Genomic DNA, 15,838 nt, shown 5'->3' with positions numbered 1-15,838 from the left:
GGGGTACGCGGAGCGCCAGGAGTGATGGTGCGCTGTTCCTGTTCTGAAACTAACTTTCCTTCACCGCTGCGATCGTCTCTAAGAGCGCCTTCTTGGCGTCGGCGAAGAACATCAGGCAGTTGTCGGCGGCGAAGAGCGGGTTGGGGATGCCCGCGAATCCGGGCGCGAGACTGCGTTTGATGACAACGACAGTGTGCGCCTTGTCGACATCGAGGATCGGCATGCCGGCAATCGGCGATTTGGGATCGGTGCGGGCGACGGGGTTGACCACGTCATTGGCGCCGATGACTAATGCGACGTCGGTCTGGGCGAAGGTGGGATTGATCTCGTCCATTTCCTTGAGCTTGTCATAGGGAATGTCGGCTTCGGCCAACAACACATTCATGTGCCCCGGCATGCGGCCGGCGACCGGATGGATTGCGTATTCGACCGTCGTGCCCTTCGCTTCCAGCAAATTCGCCAAGTCGCGGACCGCGTGCTGCGCCTGCGACACGGCGAGGCCGTATCCCGGTACAACCACGACCCGTTGGGCGCCATCGAAGAGCATCGCCAGTTCTTCGGCCGAGGTCGCCTTGATTTTGCCCTCGTAGATTTCAGCGGACTTCGCGACCGGTCCCGATGCGGTGCCGCCGCCGACCATGACATTGACCAGCGAACGGTTCATCGCCTTGCACATGATCTGCGTGAGAATGATGCCCGATGCGCCGACCAGCGAGCCGGAGATGATGAGCACGTTGTTGTTGATGACAAACCCGGTGGCCGAGGCGGCGATCCCCGAATACGAGTTCAACAGAGCGATCACGACCGGCATATCTGCACCGCCGACGGGCAGCACGAGCGTCAGGCCGAAGATCGAGGCGACTCCCACCAATGCCCAGTAGTAGTACTGGTTCCCTGGATCCACGGCGATCAGCACGCCGACCGCAATGCACACGACAAACAGGAGCGCGTTGACAACCTGGTGTCCGGGGAGCGTGATCGACTTCTCGGACACGATCCCTTGCAGCTTGCCGAAGGCGATCATGCTGCCCCAGAATGTTACGGCGCCGATCAGCCCGGAGGCGGCGGTGGCGATGGTGGTCTGCATCGACGGCGGGCCGGGCGTGATCACCGCCTCAATCAGCGCCGCGCCCGCGACCAGTACCGATGCCGCGCCGCCGAAGCCGTTGAGCAGCCCAACCATCTGCGGCATGGCGGTCATCTGAATCCGGGTCGCCAGCAGTGCGCCGATCCCGGAACCGACCACGATGCCGATGAAGATCAATTCGAAGCCGATGATGTTGCGGTCGGCGAGCGTCACCAGGACCGCGAGAAACATTCCGAGCGCACCCAGGACATTCCCGCGCACCGCCGTTCGCGGATGTGTCAGCCCCTTCAGTCCCAGAATGAACAGGACCGACGCGACGACATACGCCAGATTGATGATGAAGCCCGGCACCGGTCAGCCCCTCTTGCGAAACATGCGCAGCATGCGATGGGTCACCATGAACCCGCCGACCACGTTGATAGTGGCAAAAATGACCGCGGCCAGACCGAGCACGGCAGTGAGTGTGGAATGTTTGGTCCCGGCCGACAGCAACGCCCCGATCAGCGTGATCCCGGAAATCGCATTGGAGCCCGACATCAACGGCGTGTGCAATGTCGGCGGCACTTTGGTGATGACCTCGAAGCCGACAAAAATCGCCAGCACAAAGATTGTCAATGCGACCACGAAGATTTCCATCAGGCCCCTCCCCCGCTGAGGATCGCCGTGCTGTGTCCAAGTTTTTCTTTGACCTTGGGATGGACGATCTGACCGTCGCGCGCGACCAACGTCCCGGCGACAATCTCATCGCCGGAATCGAAATTGAGTCTGCCGTCTTTGAGCAAGTGCAGCAGGAATGTCTGAATGTTGCGCGAGTACATCTGGCTGGCATGATACGGCACGGTTGATGCGAGATTCATCGCGCCGATGATCGTGGTGTTGTGTACGTGGATGGTCTCGTCGGGTTTGGTGAGCGCGCAGTTTCCGCCCGATTCGGCGGCCAGATCGACGATGACCGAGCCGGCGGGCGTCGCCTGTACCATTTCCTCGGTGATCAGGACCGGCGCCTTTTTACCGGGGATCGCAGCGGTCGTGATGACGACATCGGCGGTCGTCACCGCCTTGAGCATCATCTCCCGTTGACGACGGTAGAAGTCTTCACCCATTTCTCTGGCGTAGCCGCCACGGTCTTCGGCGTCCCCGGCGTCCAGCTCCATCTCGACGAACTTCGCGCCCAGACTCTCGACTTGTTCCTTGACGGCCGAACGGACGTCGTAGGCGGATACGACCGCGCCTAGCCGTCGCGCGGTGGCGATCGCCTGCAATCCGGCGACGCCGGCGCCGACCACAAACACGCGCGCTGGCGCTACGGTACCGGCGGCGGTCATCAGCATCGGGAACATGCGCGGCAGCTTTCCGGCGGCCAACAGGACGGCTTTGTATCCGGCCACGGTCGCCATCGAGGAAATGGCGTCCATGCTCTGGGCGCGCGTGATGCGCGGCATCAGTTCCATCGAAAGGATCGTGACGCCTTTGGCCGCCAACTCCTGTGCGGATTTCGGTTCGGCCAGCGCCTCGTGAAAGCCGACCAACACTTGCCCCTTGCGGACCAGGTCGAGATCGACGCGCGCGCCGGTGGGATTGGCACCCAATCCATGCAACTGGCAGACGATATCGGCCCCGGCGAATACCGCCTTGCGGTCGGACACGATCTCGGCTTTGGCTGCCCGATAGTCCGCGTCCGGGTATCCGGCCGCGATGCCTGCTCCTTGTTCGACGATTGCGCCGACACCGGCTTTGGCAAATGCCGCCAGCGACACGGGCACGACCGCCACCCGATTCTCGTGCGCCGCCAGCTCGCGTGCGATTCCGATGGTCAACGTCTGTGGTGTCTCAGCCATGAAGGGATCCGGGCCCGACACGCCGCTTGCGCGGCGCCCGATTGCGTGCCGTTACGGCTCCGGCAGGGCGCGGAAGATATGTGGGACTCTATCGGCTGTCAACAACTGTGCTGGCGGATTTGACACCGCGCATCCGTATGGGGGACAAAGAAAACGGCGACCCGGGGCCGCCGTTGAGATCAGCCGTCCGCGATACTCAGGCCGATGCCAACCGTTCGGCGAAGCGTCTGGCCAGTACCTCGGCGACCTTTTCCAAGAGCCACTGCGGAGTCGAGGCGGAGCCGGAGACACCGACAGTCTCAGCGTCGTCGAGCCACTCCTCTTCGATTTCGTCAGCGGTCTCGACCCAGTACGATCGGGGATTGACGCCACAGCAGACATCGTGGAGGACTTTCGTATTCGAAGAATTGCGCCCGCCGACAAAGATGACGACGTCGCAGGTCGTTGCAAACTCCCGCACCTCGTTTTCGCGGTCGGCCACGAAGGAGCAGATCGTATTGCGCGAGGTCACATCGGCGACTCGCTGTTGAATCTTCTCCAACAGAGTGCACCACATTTCGTGCGAGATCGTCGTCTGGGCGATGACATAGGTCGGACGTTTGGGATCGAGCGCGTCGATGTCGTCTTCATCGTGGATGACGACGACTTCGTTGTTGCAGTACCCCTGAATCCCTATGACCTCGGCATGCCGGGGCTTGCCGATGATGGCCACCTGGTATCCCGCCATGTGGTACTTTTGCGCATAACGTTGTGAGCGGGTGACAACCGGGCAGGTGCCGTCGACGACCTCGACCCCGAGCTGTTCGGCGCGTTTGAAGACCGCTTCCGGCTCGCCATGCGCGCGGACAATCACCTTGCGGCGGGTCCCGCCATCGGCCACGCGGTCGAACTCACGGTGATCGACCTCGGAGAGCCCGAGCGCTTCGAGCCGGTCGATCTCCACCTGGTTGTGGATGACCTTGCCCAATGAAACTGTGTCCCATCCCTCAGACATCGACTTCTCGGTCAGCCGGATGACGCGTTTGACGCCGCCGCACGGCCCGGCGTTCTCGTCGATGATGATCTTAAGAGGCATTGTGGTCGCTTTCCGGACTGGATCGATTTGTAATCCCATCTACTCTACTTGTCGGTCGCCCGTATCGTTCATTAAGACAGCGTGGTTTCGCAGACGACTCGTCTCGATCCGCGCATGCGCCGATGCATCACCCAGCAGCGCGCGAATGCGCTTTTCAATGCGGGCGACGGAAAGTCCCGCCCAATCCAGAAGAATGGCACGGGCGCCGTGCGGGACGAATTTGTCCTCGACCGCCATGGCCTCGACGATGGCATCGCAGCGGCGGCGCATCAGGGCCAGTGTCACCGCCTGTCCGAAACCGCCACGGAGGACCCCTTCCTCGAGCGTGACCACGAGCCGGTGCCGAGACGCAATCCTGTCGAGTGCTTCGTCGTCGAGCGGTTTGACGAATCGCGCATTGATGATTTCACAGGAGATGCCATCGGCGGCGAGCCGTGCGGCCACATCGAGCGCCGTGCGGACCATCGTGCCGACTGCAAGAATGCACAGTTCGCTGCCTTCTGAGAGCCGTTCCCATTGTCCGATCGGGATCGGATGATATCTCTCATCGGGATCATACCGCCACGCGTTGTCTTTCGGATAACGAATCGCGAAGGGGCCGTGCTCATACGCCAGCGCCGTGAACATCAAATCGCGCAACTCATTCCCATCTTTCGGCGCCGCAACAACCAACTCTGGAATGCAGCAGAGGTAGGCCAAATCGCCCAGCCCGTGATGGGTCGGCCCATCCTCGCCGGCGACACCGGCGCGGTCCAGGCAGAAGATGACCGGCAATTGCTGGATGGCCACGTCGTGGAACAGATTGTCGTAGGCACGCTGCAGAAACGTCGAGTAGATCGCGCATACGGGACGGAACCCTTCGGTGGCCAGCCCGGCCGCGAACGTGACCGCATGTCCTTCGGCAATACCGACATCGAATAACCGTTTCGGGTACTTCTCCGCGAACGGGATCAGCCCGGTGCCGATCGACATCGCCGCCGTAACCGCCATGACACGGTCGTCGCGTTCGGCCAATTGCAGCATCGATGCGCCGAAGACTTCGGTATAGGCCGGGGGGGTCGAGACTCTTCTGGCAGAAGCCGCGGGCGATTTCGGAGCCGCCGGTTTGACGCTGTACCACTTGACCGGATCCTGTTCGGCGGGTTCGTAGCCGCACCCCTTGCGCGTCACGACATGGATCAAGAGCGGCTTTTTGAACGATTTCGCCTTGCGCAAGATCGGCAACAGATCGCGCACGTTGTTTCCGTCGATCGGGCCGACGTATTTGAACCCCAAATCTTCAAACAGCATCCCCGGCGAGACGAATGTCTTGAGCGACTCGTCGAGGCGCTTGGCCAGCGATTGCAGCGTCTCATGGAACGGCGCTTTGCCGAGCGCCTTCCAGATGTCCTCGCGCAGTCGGTTGTAACGTGGGTCGGTGATGATCTCCGCCAGGTAGCGGGACATGGCGCCGACATTCGGCGAGATCGAGTGGCGATTGTCATTGAGGATGACGGTGATATCGGTGCCGGTGGCCCCCGCGTTATTCAGTCCCTCATACGCCAAGCCGCCGGTCATGCCGCCATCGCCGACAATAGCGACCACTTCGTGGTCCTCCCCTTTGCGGTCGCGGGCGACCGCCATTCCCAGAGCCGCCGATATCGCCGTCGAGGAGTGCCCGGCGCCGAAGGTGTCATACTCGGACTCCTTGCGCTGAAGAAACCCGGACATGCCTTCGTAGCGCCGGATGGTCGGCAGCAGGTCGCAGCGTCCGGTGAGCATCTTGTGCACGTACGCCTGATGCCCGATGTCCCAGACGATGCGGTCCTGCGGCGTGTCGTAAATGTAGTGCAGCGCCACGGTCAGTTCGACCGCGCCCAAAGAGGAGGCGAAGTGTCCGCCCACTTCGCGGATGACCGAGACGAGGTATTCGCGAATCTCAGAACAGAGTTGTGGAAGTTCAGCTTCGGGAATCCGGCGCAGATCGGCGGGCGACTTGATCGTTGCTAATAGCTGCGGGATCTGAGTATCGCTCACTGTGCCGTCCGTGGCCGGGGTTGCAGGGTTTACCCGTCAGGACCGCTCGGGGATCCCGTAGCGTCCGAGAATGTCGTGCACCCGCGTACCGATGGACAAGGCGTCATCCCACGGCCGCTGCCACATATTGCGCCCGAAAATCAAGCCGGTGCCGCCTGCTTTCAGGCAGACGTCGACTTTGTGGATCAGATCATCATCGCTGACCCTGGAGCCGCCGGAAAACAGCACCAGGCACTTACCGGCCGAGCGCACAACGCGGCGCGCCATCGAGAATTCATCGGCTTCAAGCGCAGGATAGGGCGCGGGCGAATCGGGCGATGTGCCCTTCGGCAGGTTTATCTTCACCACGTCGGCGCCGAGTTCTTCGGCCACGCGGGCGGCGTAGTCGACGGCATAGAGCGAGTCGCGTCCGCCTTTCTTCTCGATCGCTTCGCCGCGTGGGTATGACCAGACAATCAGCGGCATGCCCGCCGCGTCGGCATCGAAGCGCACTTCGTTCAGTTGGGCGATGTCTTCGTCCTGACGCGGCGACCCGAGATACAGCGTGTAGCCGACCGCATCGGCCCCCAGACGGATCGCATCCTGCACTGTGCCGGTCAGTGTCGAAATCGCCTGGGCGGACGAGGGTACATTCGTCCGTCCATTGAGTTTTAACACCAGCGGGACACGTCCGGCATACTTCGGATAGTACTTCTCGGCCAGCCCGACATGGCAGGCGACACCGGAGTAGTTTCCTGCAATGGCCAGGCGGAAGATGTAATCGGTATCGAGCGCATCGGGATTGTCGAAGAAGTCGACCGGGCCGTGTTCGAGCCCCTGATCGAGCGGCAGAAACAAGAAGGTGCCGTTGCGCGGGCCGAACTGATACAGCATGCGGTACAGCCGCGCTTTCTTCCCGGCTGAGATGTCGAGGTCCCACAGCGACGGGCGCGCGATGCGCTCGGTCGCCGGTGCGGATTTGCGAGGAATGGTCACAGTAACCATGGTCGTGGATCTCCACCGATTGAGTCGGAATGAAAAGTCAAAATGTCCCTGCCCCAATCCGATAAACCGCTTTGAGATAGGGCGCAGGCGAGGGAAGGTCAAGAGCTTTTCGGACCAAGCGAGTCGGACAGAGGGTCGATTGGCAGTCCGATGCCCGACGACGCCGATTCGGGTTTAGTGTCAACGCCTTGCAACACTTTCGAGAGTGGGTCGTTGCAACCGGCTTGAATGTTTCTCTTCAGTCCTTCGGGTTTGCAGCGACGGATCGCGGAATTGGCGAACTCCTCGCGGAACTCTTCCGCCGACAACCGGCTCCATCGCCCAACCGGCGGATTGACGCAATCAACGCGCGGCGAGAACGCCTCCTCGCGTGTGGGGGTGCTGAACCGATTCCAGGGGCAGACATCCTGGCAAACGTCGCAGCCGAAGAGCCATCCGTCGAGTTCGCCGGCGATGCCATCGGGGAAATCCCCCCGGTGTTCGATAGTCCAGTACGAGATGCAGCGGTTGGAGTCGACCACGTACGGTTCGACAATGGCATCGGTAGGGCACGCCTCAATGCAACGTGTGCAGGAGCCGCAAAAGTCGAAATGCGGCTCGTCCGGCGGCAGCTCGACGGTCGTGATGATCTCGCCCAAGAAGACCCACGAGCCGTGGGATCGTGTTATCAGATTCCCATTCTTGCCGATCCATCCCAGTCCGGCGCGCTCGGCCCATGCCTTCTCCATGATCGGACCGGTGTCCACATAGGTGACCGACTGGGAGCCGGGCGCCAGTTCATCGAGAGTCCGCTTCAGCTCGCGCAGTTTCCCCCCCAGCACACGATGGTAGTCTTCCCCCCGGGCATAACGCGACACCTTGCAGCCCCCGACAGTTTCGTCGCCATTGCACGGATGGTAGTAGTTTACGGCAACGGAGACGACCGACCGCGCACCGGGCATGACGTTTTGGACATCGCTGCGCCGTTGGGGATCATGCGCCATCCACCCCATGCCGGCCTGAAAGCCCTGCATAAGCCATGCCAGCAGGCGGCTGCGGTCTTGGGCGACGGGCCGCGCATCGGCAACCCCGAAAAGATCGAATCCCAACTCAACGGCAGCCGAGGAAAGATGCGTGCGCCGTTGCAATGGCGACAATTGGCCCGGAACACTCACACGTTACTTACGGATTGAGCGGCGGGATCGTGGGATTGCGTTTGATCGGAAAAGGGCGTGACGGCATGTCCGAGGTTCGCGCGCGACCGCAGCATGCCCTCAATCACGTAAATCGACACGGCGACCCAGACGGCGGCAAAGGCGATCCAGTGGTACGTGGTGAAGGTTTCGCGATACACAAACTTGCCGAGAAGAAAATGCGCTGATGGCGTGATGTATTGGAGGATGCCGATCGTGGTGAGACTCGCGCGACGCGCGCCGTGTGCGAACAGCAGCAAGGGGAGCGATGTGACGACACCGGTCGATACCAACAACGAGCTGATCCAAACCCCTTGAGTGACGAAAGATCCCGATCCCCGGCTGTGGATGAGCATGAGAGCGACCAGCGCCGGAACAAACATAAAGACTGTCTCGGTCCAAAGCCCTTCCAGTGATTCCAGAGCGCTGATCTTGCGCAGGAGACCGTACAGAGCAAAAGTTGTCGCCAGGATTAGTGCGATCGTCGGCACCTCTCGAAGAGAAATAGAGAGGAAGCCGACGGCCAGCAACGCGATGGCAACGGCCACTCCCTGCCACCAGCGCAGACGCTCCCTGAGGACAGCGGCGGCGAGCATCACACTGACGAGGGGGCAGATGAAGTATCCCAGACTCGATTGCAGCACAAAGCCATGGTTCATCGCCCAGATGAAGACATACCAGTTAATCGACAACAGGGCGGCTCCGGCCAACGACGCGAGAAGTGTTCGGGGACGACTCAGATGCCGGGCGATCCAACGCCATCGAACCTGCATCGCCAGCAATACCGACAAGAACACCAGCGACCAAACCATTCGATGCACGAGCGTTTCGGAGGCCGGCACGCTCCCAAGCAGCTTCCAGAATGCGGGCATACTGCCCCACACGATGTAGGCAGCCAGCGCGCACAGAACTCCGGGACGGGTATCGAGTCGATTCATGGGCTTGGCGACCGTGCAGATGCGGACGGTCACGGGATTATAGCACCACAATGGCCGCCGCTTCACGGGCTTTCAAACAATGAAAACCCGGTGAGCGGTCGTGCTCACCGGGATGGATTATGGTTGATGCAGTAAGGCCGAGACTACGGGCTGTCGGGTTTGTCGGGCGGGTCTTCGGGACAGAACTTGACCCACCACCCGGCGAAGAAACCATGCATCTGCCGGTCGTTATCGGAATCAGCGTCATCGCTGTTGCGTCCCGCGTGCCATCGCCCGCGAATGATGCCGAAGGGATGCCCGTCAGCGGCGATCCACTCTCCTTCGAATCCGCCGTGGGGGCGATCGGTATCGCCCCGCCACCAGTGACCGCGGAGGTAGCCACGGAACTCGCCATCAAGTCCGATGATCTTGCCATAAAACAACTGCGCGTCACCGTGCACGCCGAAATGTCCGCGTACGTGACCGGCGACCGCACCGTCGGCGGACATCCAGGCGCCGAGAAAGTGGCCGGAGACATGATCGTCGTCAAACGCCCAGACGCCGCTGGTCGGTCCGCCGCCGCAGCGATGCACCGCGCCGGAACGTGACTCGATGGAGACCTGATTACCGAGATTGTCGACATCGACCAGCAAGTCGAGTTCGGCAAGCTCTGAAAACAGAAATGTCTGAGAGTATTCTCCGGCCGAGATGCTCAATGTGCCTTCGTCGTCGGCGACGTCGGCATTGGTCGCGGGCGGATCAACAATTGTCAGGAGCAGGCCGTCGTAGTGAACAGTCGTCTGCGACGCCCACTCGACCAACTGCCGGCTGGTGCGTGGACCAAGAAGATGGTCCTGCGCGCGTTCGAATCGGATCAATCGGCGGACGCCGATGATGCCGTGCGATACGGCGGCCGAGCCGGACCAGTCAGTCGCCATCGTGACGGTGGAGTCTCCATCCAGCATGCCCCAACGCACGGCGACCAGATAAACCGTCGCGCCCGCGGCGGAACTCAGGCGGTCCCACTCATCCGACTCGACCAGTCCATCGAATGCCGGTTCCGACTCTTCAAATGCTGATGGGGAGAGCATCTCGCCGAATTGCGGCGATTCGTTCGTTGCCGTGTATCCGCCGTACGGCGCCTCGAGCGACAGCGCGCCGTCGTCGATGGCTGTTCCCGATGATGGGCGCTGTGAACAGCCACCGAAGAGCACGGCTCCGAACAGCAACGGAGCCACGAGCGTCTGAACTGTCCATCGTTTCATTTTTATCTCCCGAAATGGATCATCAGTTCGACCGGTGTGACGGCTTTGACACTCAGCCGACCATGCCGGTCTGTCGGCCATTCCCCCCGGATGGTGCGGCCTGCGGTGCGCCCTGAAAGCGCGGCCCGCGGCCTTCCGGTTCGAGGTTTCTCAATGCCTGATACACCACCTCCTGCTCGGCTGAGAGGACGTCGCGAATCTGTTCATTGGCACGGTCGCGGACGGCGTCGAATGCCTCGCGCCTGACCGCCCGATCGTCAACTTTCCCACGACCGGGCTGCCAGAGGCCGGTGCGTTCGGCATCGGCCCGCGTGAGAATGGAACGCACCTGCTGCAATTGATCCGTGTTCAGATCCAGAATTTCGGTGAGAAACTCAAGGCGGTCACTGAGACGGTCCCGACGGAAGGATTCGATTTGTTGCCGTCGCTCGTCCCGGCGTTGTGATCGTGATTCCTCCAATTGCCGATACTGCTCATCGGTGAGGATTTCGCGGATGCGCGCATCGAGCGCCTCGCGGGTCGTACGGGACTCTTCGCGCGTATCGCGCCAGTCGGACCGGCGGGCTTCACGCAGCGCGCGCATCTGCTCGCGCATCGCCGCGAACGCCTGTTCAATGTCGTTTTGCTGCATCTCGCTCAAATTCAGGGTCTCGGAGAACTCACCGAGAATCCGTTCGCCGCGCGGTCGAGAATCCTCCTGCGATCGTTGGATGCGATCCCGCTTTTTGTCGAGTGCGCTGCGGCGCGTTTGCGCTCGATCTTCCTTTTGCGCCGCCAACAGTTCGGTCAACGCGACGAACTGTTCGACGGTGAGAACATCGGACGCCGCCAACAGGAATTGCGGCATCGGCTGCCGGGAGAAGCTGCGATCACCAGGCCATGCGCGACCACGCTGGTCCTCCGCGCGTGAGGCCCGCCTTTCTTCCTGACGGCGCGCAATTGCCTCATCCCAGTCGCCGAGCGCCACGGCCATCCTCGCGGTCTGGTCTTCGGTGAGCGCGACGGCCGACTTCACTTGCTCCAGAGATGGAGGCGCCATCCGGAATCCGCCGAAGCGGGCCGCGGATTCGGCGTTCGGTTGCAGCGATCCCGTGGCCCCATCGCCATCCGATCCCTGACATCCCAGCAATACTCCCGCCGCCACGATTCCGAGGGCGATCAGCAGCAACATACTCCAGGGAGTCCGTTCACAGGATACTGCCCTTGCGCGTCTGTTCATGAGAGATCCTCCGTTCATCCGAATTATACCAGTTGATCGCCAAATCCAACCCGGTCCTCGCTCACTGGTTGCCGTCCGCTGGCCGGTTCACTCAACGTCACAATAGACGAGAAGATCAACGCGTACCGGAGCAGGCAGTGGTCGTCGTGGCAGAGCATCGGGCAGAACAATTGCAATGGCCTTGCCAGAGATTGTGATTCGGTCGCGAGACATGGACGATGAATGTCTAACACGCGGTACGCCAACAGCTTGGCGACGGCGGAGGGATGTACACTTAACACGGTGCCGCCAGACTGCTGGCCCACTATTGTACCGTACGGTTCATTTTAGTTCCGATTAGGTAATACAGCGGGGCACATTGGCATGATCCGGGAGTCGTAGAGCCGGCTGAATACAGAATGAAGTCTCCTTCCAACAGACGTTCGCGGAGAAGATGGCTCATCGCCTCCGCTGTGATCGTCATGCTGCTTGGCGTCAACATCGCCTACCGCATGATCTTCTCGGAGCTTCGTCGTTCGCTCGATGACAGTATGAGTGAGCAGTTGGCCGGATTGGCGGAATCGTTTGCCGAGGGGATCGATGCACTCCTGTTGTCCGGTGCGACATCCGAGGGACGCGACTTTGCGCCGGAGGCGTTTCTGCGCCTCTGGGATGCCGCGCGCGCCTATGCGTTGGCGAACCGCCTTGTCGACGTGACCATTCTCGACACGGCGTGGAACGATCTGTTGGCAGCGGACAGTGACTCATTGTCTCGCGCCATCGGTGCGTTGCTCGATCAAGATGCACGTCGCCCGCTGCTGGCCGGATTGACATGGGTTTCGGAGAGCTACAGTTGGGGTGAGAGTTTCTATCGCAGCGCGTTTGCGCCGATCTTCGACCCAGCCGACGGAGTCGTTGTCGCTGTCGTGAGAATCGAGGCGGATGCGGAATACTTTTCCCCATTGGCCCGACTCAGTCAGGTCGGCTGGCTGATCCACGTTTTGTCGCTGGTGCTGGCCGTCGCGCTGGCGGGGGTATTCTGGTGGTACAACGCCCGTGAACGCGCGTGGGAGCACAATCTGTTGCACTCGGAAAAACTGATCGGACTGGGACGACTGGCGGCGACCATCGCCCACGAGATCCGAAACCCGCTGGGGATCATCAAGGCGACCGCGCAGCGACTGGAACGCCTCGAATCGCGGGGAGCGATCTCGTCGGAGGAGCGGCGAGAGCTGCTGCACTTCATTCCCGAGGAGACCGACCGTCTCAACCGCATCCTGACCGGCTACCTGGGGATCGCCGATCCGGTCGCCCCGCGCCCGGTGGCCATCGATGTCCACGACCACCTGCGTGACTGGATCGCCATCGCCTACGATGGAAGCGATCCGGGCGCGCACGCGCCCGATGTGCGCATCGAGGAGACCGGCCCGATCCTCGCCGATGCCGAGGCACCGCGTCAGGTCATCATCAATCTCGTCCGCAATGCCATCGATGCATCGCCGCAGGGATCATCGGTGACCATCGAGTGGAAGCGGACGCATGATGATCGCCTCAGTCTCGAAGTCGCCGATGCGGGCGCCGGTATTCCGGACAAAATGCGGGAACGCGTATTCGAGCCGTTTTATACGACCAAGGTCAGGGGCAGCGGGTTGGGATTGTATGCCGTCAAGACGCTGGTCGAACGAGACGGCGGCAGCGTGGCGGTCATCGACAATCCCGGCGGCGGCGCCCGGTTTATCGTGACATGGCCGAAGGCGCCGTCGGATCCATCACTCCAAAAGGCAGGAGCACAGGTTGTCCCGAATACTGATCGTCGATGACGAAGAACGCATCGGGCTGCTGTTGTCCGACACGCTGGTCGATCTGGGCCACCGGGCGGAGTATGTCACCGACGGCTCGTCGGCGATCGACCGCATCCGCAAGGGCTCCTTTGATCTGGTCATCACCGATCTGCGGATGGAGCCGGTTGACGGCATGGCCTTGTTGACATCGGTCCGTCGGATGGACACCCGGCCCGATGTCGTGGTGTTGACGGCGCACGGGTCGACATCGTCGGCCGTCGCGGCGATGAAGGCAGGGGCGCTCGACTATCTGTCGAAGCCGCTGGATTTGGATGAGCTGTCGCTCTGGGTGCAACGTTGGGAGGAGCAGCGACGGACGCGCGAGCGGGTCGAATCGCTACAGCGCGATCTCGCATCGCTCGTGGATGACGATTTGGTCGGCGATTCGCCGCCGATGCGCCGTTTGCGACTGCTGATCGATCGCGTCGCCCCGACGGAGACGACGGTGTTGATTACGGGGGAATCAGGGACGGGCAAGGAATTGGTGGCGCGCGCCATCCACCGGGCGTCGGGGCGGGCACAGCGACCGTTTGTCGCCACCAATTGCGCGGCGCTCAGCGAGACCTTGGCCGAGAGCGAGTTTTTCGGTCACGAACGTGGCGCGTTCACCGGAGCGATTCGTCAGCGCGCAGGACGCTTCGAGCTGGCCGACAGCGGCACACTCTTTCTCGATGAAATCAGTGAAGTCTCCGACGCGTTCCAGGCCAAGCTCTTGCGGGCGTTGGAGGAGCGCGAAATCGTCCGGGTCGGCTCGGCCGATCCGATCAAAGTCGATGTGCGTGTCGTGACTGCGACGAATCGCGACCTGGCTGTGCGGGTCGCCGATGGAAAGTTTCGGGAAGATTTGTTTTTCCGTCTCAATGTCTTTCCGATCCATGTCCCGCCGCTGCGGGAGCGGACGGCGGACATACCGGCGATCGCGGCGTATTTCCTGCGAAAGTTTCGCTATCCCCAGACGGCACTGGCCGAGGGTGTTGTCGACCGACTGTGCACCTACAGTTGGCCGGGGAATGTGCGGGAACTGCGCAATGTCCTGGAGCGGGCGACCATTCTCGCGTCGGGTGGGCCGATCACAGCGGATGATCTGAATCTCAGCGAACGCCAGCCATCGGCGGTGCGGCATCCTGAGCCGCCGGCGGCGGAACTTTCCGACGGATTAGATGGGGCCGAGCGGCAGATGATCGAGCGGGCGCTGCGGGAGGCGGGCGGAAACAAGAGCAGGGCGGCACGCGCATTGAAAATCACCCGGCGCGTGCTGTATGCGCGCCTGAGAAAGCATGGGCTGGAGTAGATGCGATCCCACCCGGCAGCATTCACACCGCCAGGCAGGACACGGCCGCTCACCCACGCCGCCGGCCGATTCATAATCCCGTCTTGTGCCATCGCCGTGCTGACCGGACTCTTGTGGGCAGCAGTCGCTGTCGCGCAGGACAGTCTCCGCTCCGCCGATCTTACCGACAGCGAGCATCTGGCCACAGTCCGCGATGAACTGGTCGCGACAGACCAGTTGATCCGGCAATGGACCGACCGAGTGACGCGGCGGCCGGTCCCCTTCCTGCAGAATCGTGTGCGCGAGGCGCAGCGGATGCAGGGCGACGCATGGCACGATTACCGCGGCAACAGTCCACTGCGCGCGTTGCGTCGAACCCTCGCGGCCAGGGACCTGCTGAGTTTGCCCGCACGGGGAATGGAGCGACGCCGCCCCGATCGCGGACAAGAGCCGTTGCGGATTGATCGGCAGGCGGATCGTATCGGCGCGGCGATTACGCGTTCGGAATCCCTGATCGACCGGACCGATGCCGGAGCGATGGAAACGCTGAAGCGGGCGGGCGACGCCCACGCGGCGGCGCGTCGTGCCATGGAAAGCGGCGATTGGCGTTCTGCGTCCGATCATCTCCGGCATGCGCGCGCTGCGTTGCGTGAACTGCTGTTGTCCGGCGATGAATCCATCAATGCCGACGCGGTGGCCGCACTCATCGGGGAATCCCGGGAGCGCTGGCTGGCGATTGCCGCCCGTGTCGGCCCTCCCGGCTCAGCGGACATCGAAGTCGGGCTGGACCAAGCCGGGAACAACCTCGACACGGCAGCCGATGCCCTGGGTTCGGGCCGATTCCTGCGGGCGTTGCTTCATGTGCGGCGCGCCAACGCCTTGTTAGACGAGATTGAAGACGGCCTGTAACTGTCGGGGGCCAGCCAGCGGCTTCAAAAAAGCTATTGCGCATCCGAGCAGACCCTTTAGTTTGCAGTCAGTCAGAGACACAAGGAGACGGGTCGGGGCCATGTGCCCTGTCCGACCGGAGCCAGCAATATGTAGACCGAACTTCGCTTCTACGCCCTCAGGGCAAGCCGCATACAATCCCTCCTTTAAACCTGGGTGATGAAATCCTCCGCTCTGCGGAGGATTTCATTTTTCTGTCATTGCGAAACCGGCCGTCGGAGCGGTTA

General features: G+C 61.9%; 13 protein-coding genes. 3 read left to right on the top strand and 10 right to left on the bottom strand.

What is annotated here, in order from left to right; genetic code table 11:
- Positions 1 to 49: 49 nt before the first annotated feature.
- The 10 genes from VGB22_10105 to VGB22_10060 all read right to left on the bottom strand — a co-directional run bounded on the left by VGB22_10105 (position 50) and on the right by VGB22_10060 (position 11,573).
- On the bottom strand, positions 50 to 1,438 hold the full coding sequence (locus VGB22_10105; GenBank protein HEX9751618.1) for an NAD(P)(+) transhydrogenase (Re/Si-specific) subunit beta: 1,389 nt from the start codon (positions 1,436 to 1,438) through the stop codon (positions 50 to 52).
- Between the two features lie 3 nt (positions 1,439 to 1,441).
- Positions 1,442 to 1,723 (bottom strand): NAD(P) transhydrogenase subunit alpha, encoded by a 282-nt coding sequence (locus VGB22_10100; GenBank protein ID HEX9751617.1) that lies wholly within the window; start codon positions 1,721 to 1,723, stop codon positions 1,442 to 1,444.
- Positions 1,723 to 2,925 carry a Re/Si-specific NAD(P)(+) transhydrogenase subunit alpha gene (locus tag VGB22_10095; GenBank protein HEX9751616.1) on the bottom strand — a complete coding sequence of 401 codons (1,203 nt, stop codon included), beginning with the start codon at positions 2,923 to 2,925 and terminating at the stop codon, positions 1,723 to 1,725. The genes VGB22_10100 and VGB22_10095 overlap by 1 nt, the downstream gene beginning before the upstream one ends.
- A 196-nt stretch (positions 2,926 to 3,121) precedes the next feature.
- On the bottom strand, positions 3,122 to 4,000 hold the full coding sequence (locus VGB22_10090) for a 4-hydroxy-3-methylbut-2-enyl diphosphate reductase (protein HEX9751615.1): 879 nt from the start codon (positions 3,998 to 4,000) through the stop codon (positions 3,122 to 3,124).
- Between the two features lie 39 nt (positions 4,001 to 4,039).
- On the bottom strand, positions 4,040 to 6,016 hold the full coding sequence (dxs, locus tag VGB22_10085; protein ID HEX9751614.1) for a 1-deoxy-D-xylulose-5-phosphate synthase: 1,977 nt from the start codon (positions 6,014 to 6,016) through the stop codon (positions 4,040 to 4,042).
- Between the two features lie 36 nt (positions 6,017 to 6,052).
- Positions 6,053 to 7,000, bottom strand: coding sequence for a fructose-bisphosphate aldolase (locus VGB22_10080; GenBank protein HEX9751613.1), 948 nt, complete (start codon positions 6,998 to 7,000; stop codon positions 6,053 to 6,055).
- A 98-nt stretch (positions 7,001 to 7,098) separates the two neighbouring features.
- Complete coding sequence (gene queG / locus VGB22_10075) at positions 7,099 to 8,154, bottom strand: tRNA epoxyqueuosine(34) reductase QueG (protein ID HEX9751612.1); 1,056 nt, start codon at positions 8,152 to 8,154, stop codon at positions 7,099 to 7,101.
- Positions 8,151 to 9,176 carry an EamA family transporter RarD gene (gene rarD / locus VGB22_10070; GenBank protein ID HEX9751611.1) on the bottom strand — a complete coding sequence of 342 codons (1,026 nt, stop codon included), beginning with the start codon at positions 9,174 to 9,176 and terminating at the stop codon, positions 8,151 to 8,153. Before rarD ends, queG begins: the two co-directional genes overlap by 4 nt.
- A 77-nt stretch (positions 9,177 to 9,253) precedes the next feature.
- The gene (locus VGB22_10065) at positions 9,254 to 10,354 is read right to left on the bottom strand and encodes a hypothetical protein (GenBank protein ID HEX9751610.1); all 1,101 of its coding nucleotides are present in this window, start codon (positions 10,352 to 10,354) and stop codon (positions 9,254 to 9,256) included.
- A 52-nt stretch (positions 10,355 to 10,406) separates the two neighbouring features.
- Positions 10,407 to 11,573 (bottom strand): hypothetical protein, encoded by a 1,167-nt coding sequence (locus VGB22_10060; protein HEX9751609.1) that lies wholly within the window; start codon positions 11,571 to 11,573, stop codon positions 10,407 to 10,409.
- Positions 11,574 to 12,034: 461 nt separating this feature from the next.
- Between VGB22_10060 and VGB22_10055 the strand changes: the two genes are divergently transcribed.
- The 3 genes from VGB22_10055 to VGB22_10045 are packed head-to-tail and all read left to right on the top strand — an operon-like array spanning position 12,035 to position 15,572.
- Complete coding sequence (locus VGB22_10055) at positions 12,035 to 13,372, top strand: ATP-binding protein (protein ID HEX9751608.1); 1,338 nt, start codon at positions 12,035 to 12,037, stop codon at positions 13,370 to 13,372.
- Positions 13,347 to 14,684: a sigma-54 dependent transcriptional regulator gene (locus tag VGB22_10050; GenBank protein HEX9751607.1), complete on the top strand. Its 1,338-nt coding sequence runs from the start codon at positions 13,347 to 13,349 to the stop codon at positions 14,682 to 14,684. The genes VGB22_10055 and VGB22_10050 overlap by 26 nt, the downstream gene beginning before the upstream one ends.
- Positions 14,685 to 15,572 carry a hypothetical protein gene (locus VGB22_10045; protein HEX9751606.1) on the top strand — a complete coding sequence of 296 codons (888 nt, stop codon included), beginning with the start codon at positions 14,685 to 14,687 and terminating at the stop codon, positions 15,570 to 15,572.
- Positions 15,573 to 15,838: the final 266 nt, after the last annotated feature.

This window comes from Candidatus Zixiibacteriota bacterium (assembly GCA_036397555.1).
GTDB lineage: Bacteria > Zixibacteria > MSB-5A5 > WJJR01 > WJJR01 > DATKYL01.
This window is presented reverse-complemented; position numbering and strand designations above follow the sequence as displayed.

Excerpts from the sequence above, each read along its gene's own strand:
- VGB22_10100 (HEX9751617.1), bottom strand. The coding sequence starts at position 1,723 with ATGGAAATCTTCGTGGTCGCATTGACAATCTTTGTGCTGGCGATTTTT.
- VGB22_10065 (HEX9751610.1), bottom strand. The coding sequence starts at position 10,354 with ATGAAACGATGGACAGTTCAGACGCTCGTGGCTCCGTTGCTGTTCGGA.
- VGB22_10095 (HEX9751616.1), bottom strand. The coding sequence starts at position 2,925 with ATGGCTGAGACACCACAGACGTTGACCATCGGAATCGCACGCGAGCTG.
- VGB22_10080 (HEX9751613.1), bottom strand. The coding sequence starts at position 7,000 with ATGGTTACTGTGACCATTCCTCGCAAATCCGCACCGGCGACCGAGCGC.
- VGB22_10055 (HEX9751608.1), top strand. The coding sequence starts at position 12,035 with ATGCTGCTTGGCGTCAACATCGCCTACCGCATGATCTTCTCGGAGCTT.
- VGB22_10045 (HEX9751606.1), top strand. The coding sequence starts at position 14,685 with ATGCGATCCCACCCGGCAGCATTCACACCGCCAGGCAGGACACGGCCG.
- VGB22_10090 (HEX9751615.1), bottom strand. The coding sequence starts at position 4,000 with ATGCCTCTTAAGATCATCATCGACGAGAACGCCGGGCCGTGCGGCGGC.
- VGB22_10060 (HEX9751609.1), bottom strand. The coding sequence starts at position 11,573 with ATGAACAGACGCGCAAGGGCAGTATCCTGTGAACGGACTCCCTGGAGT.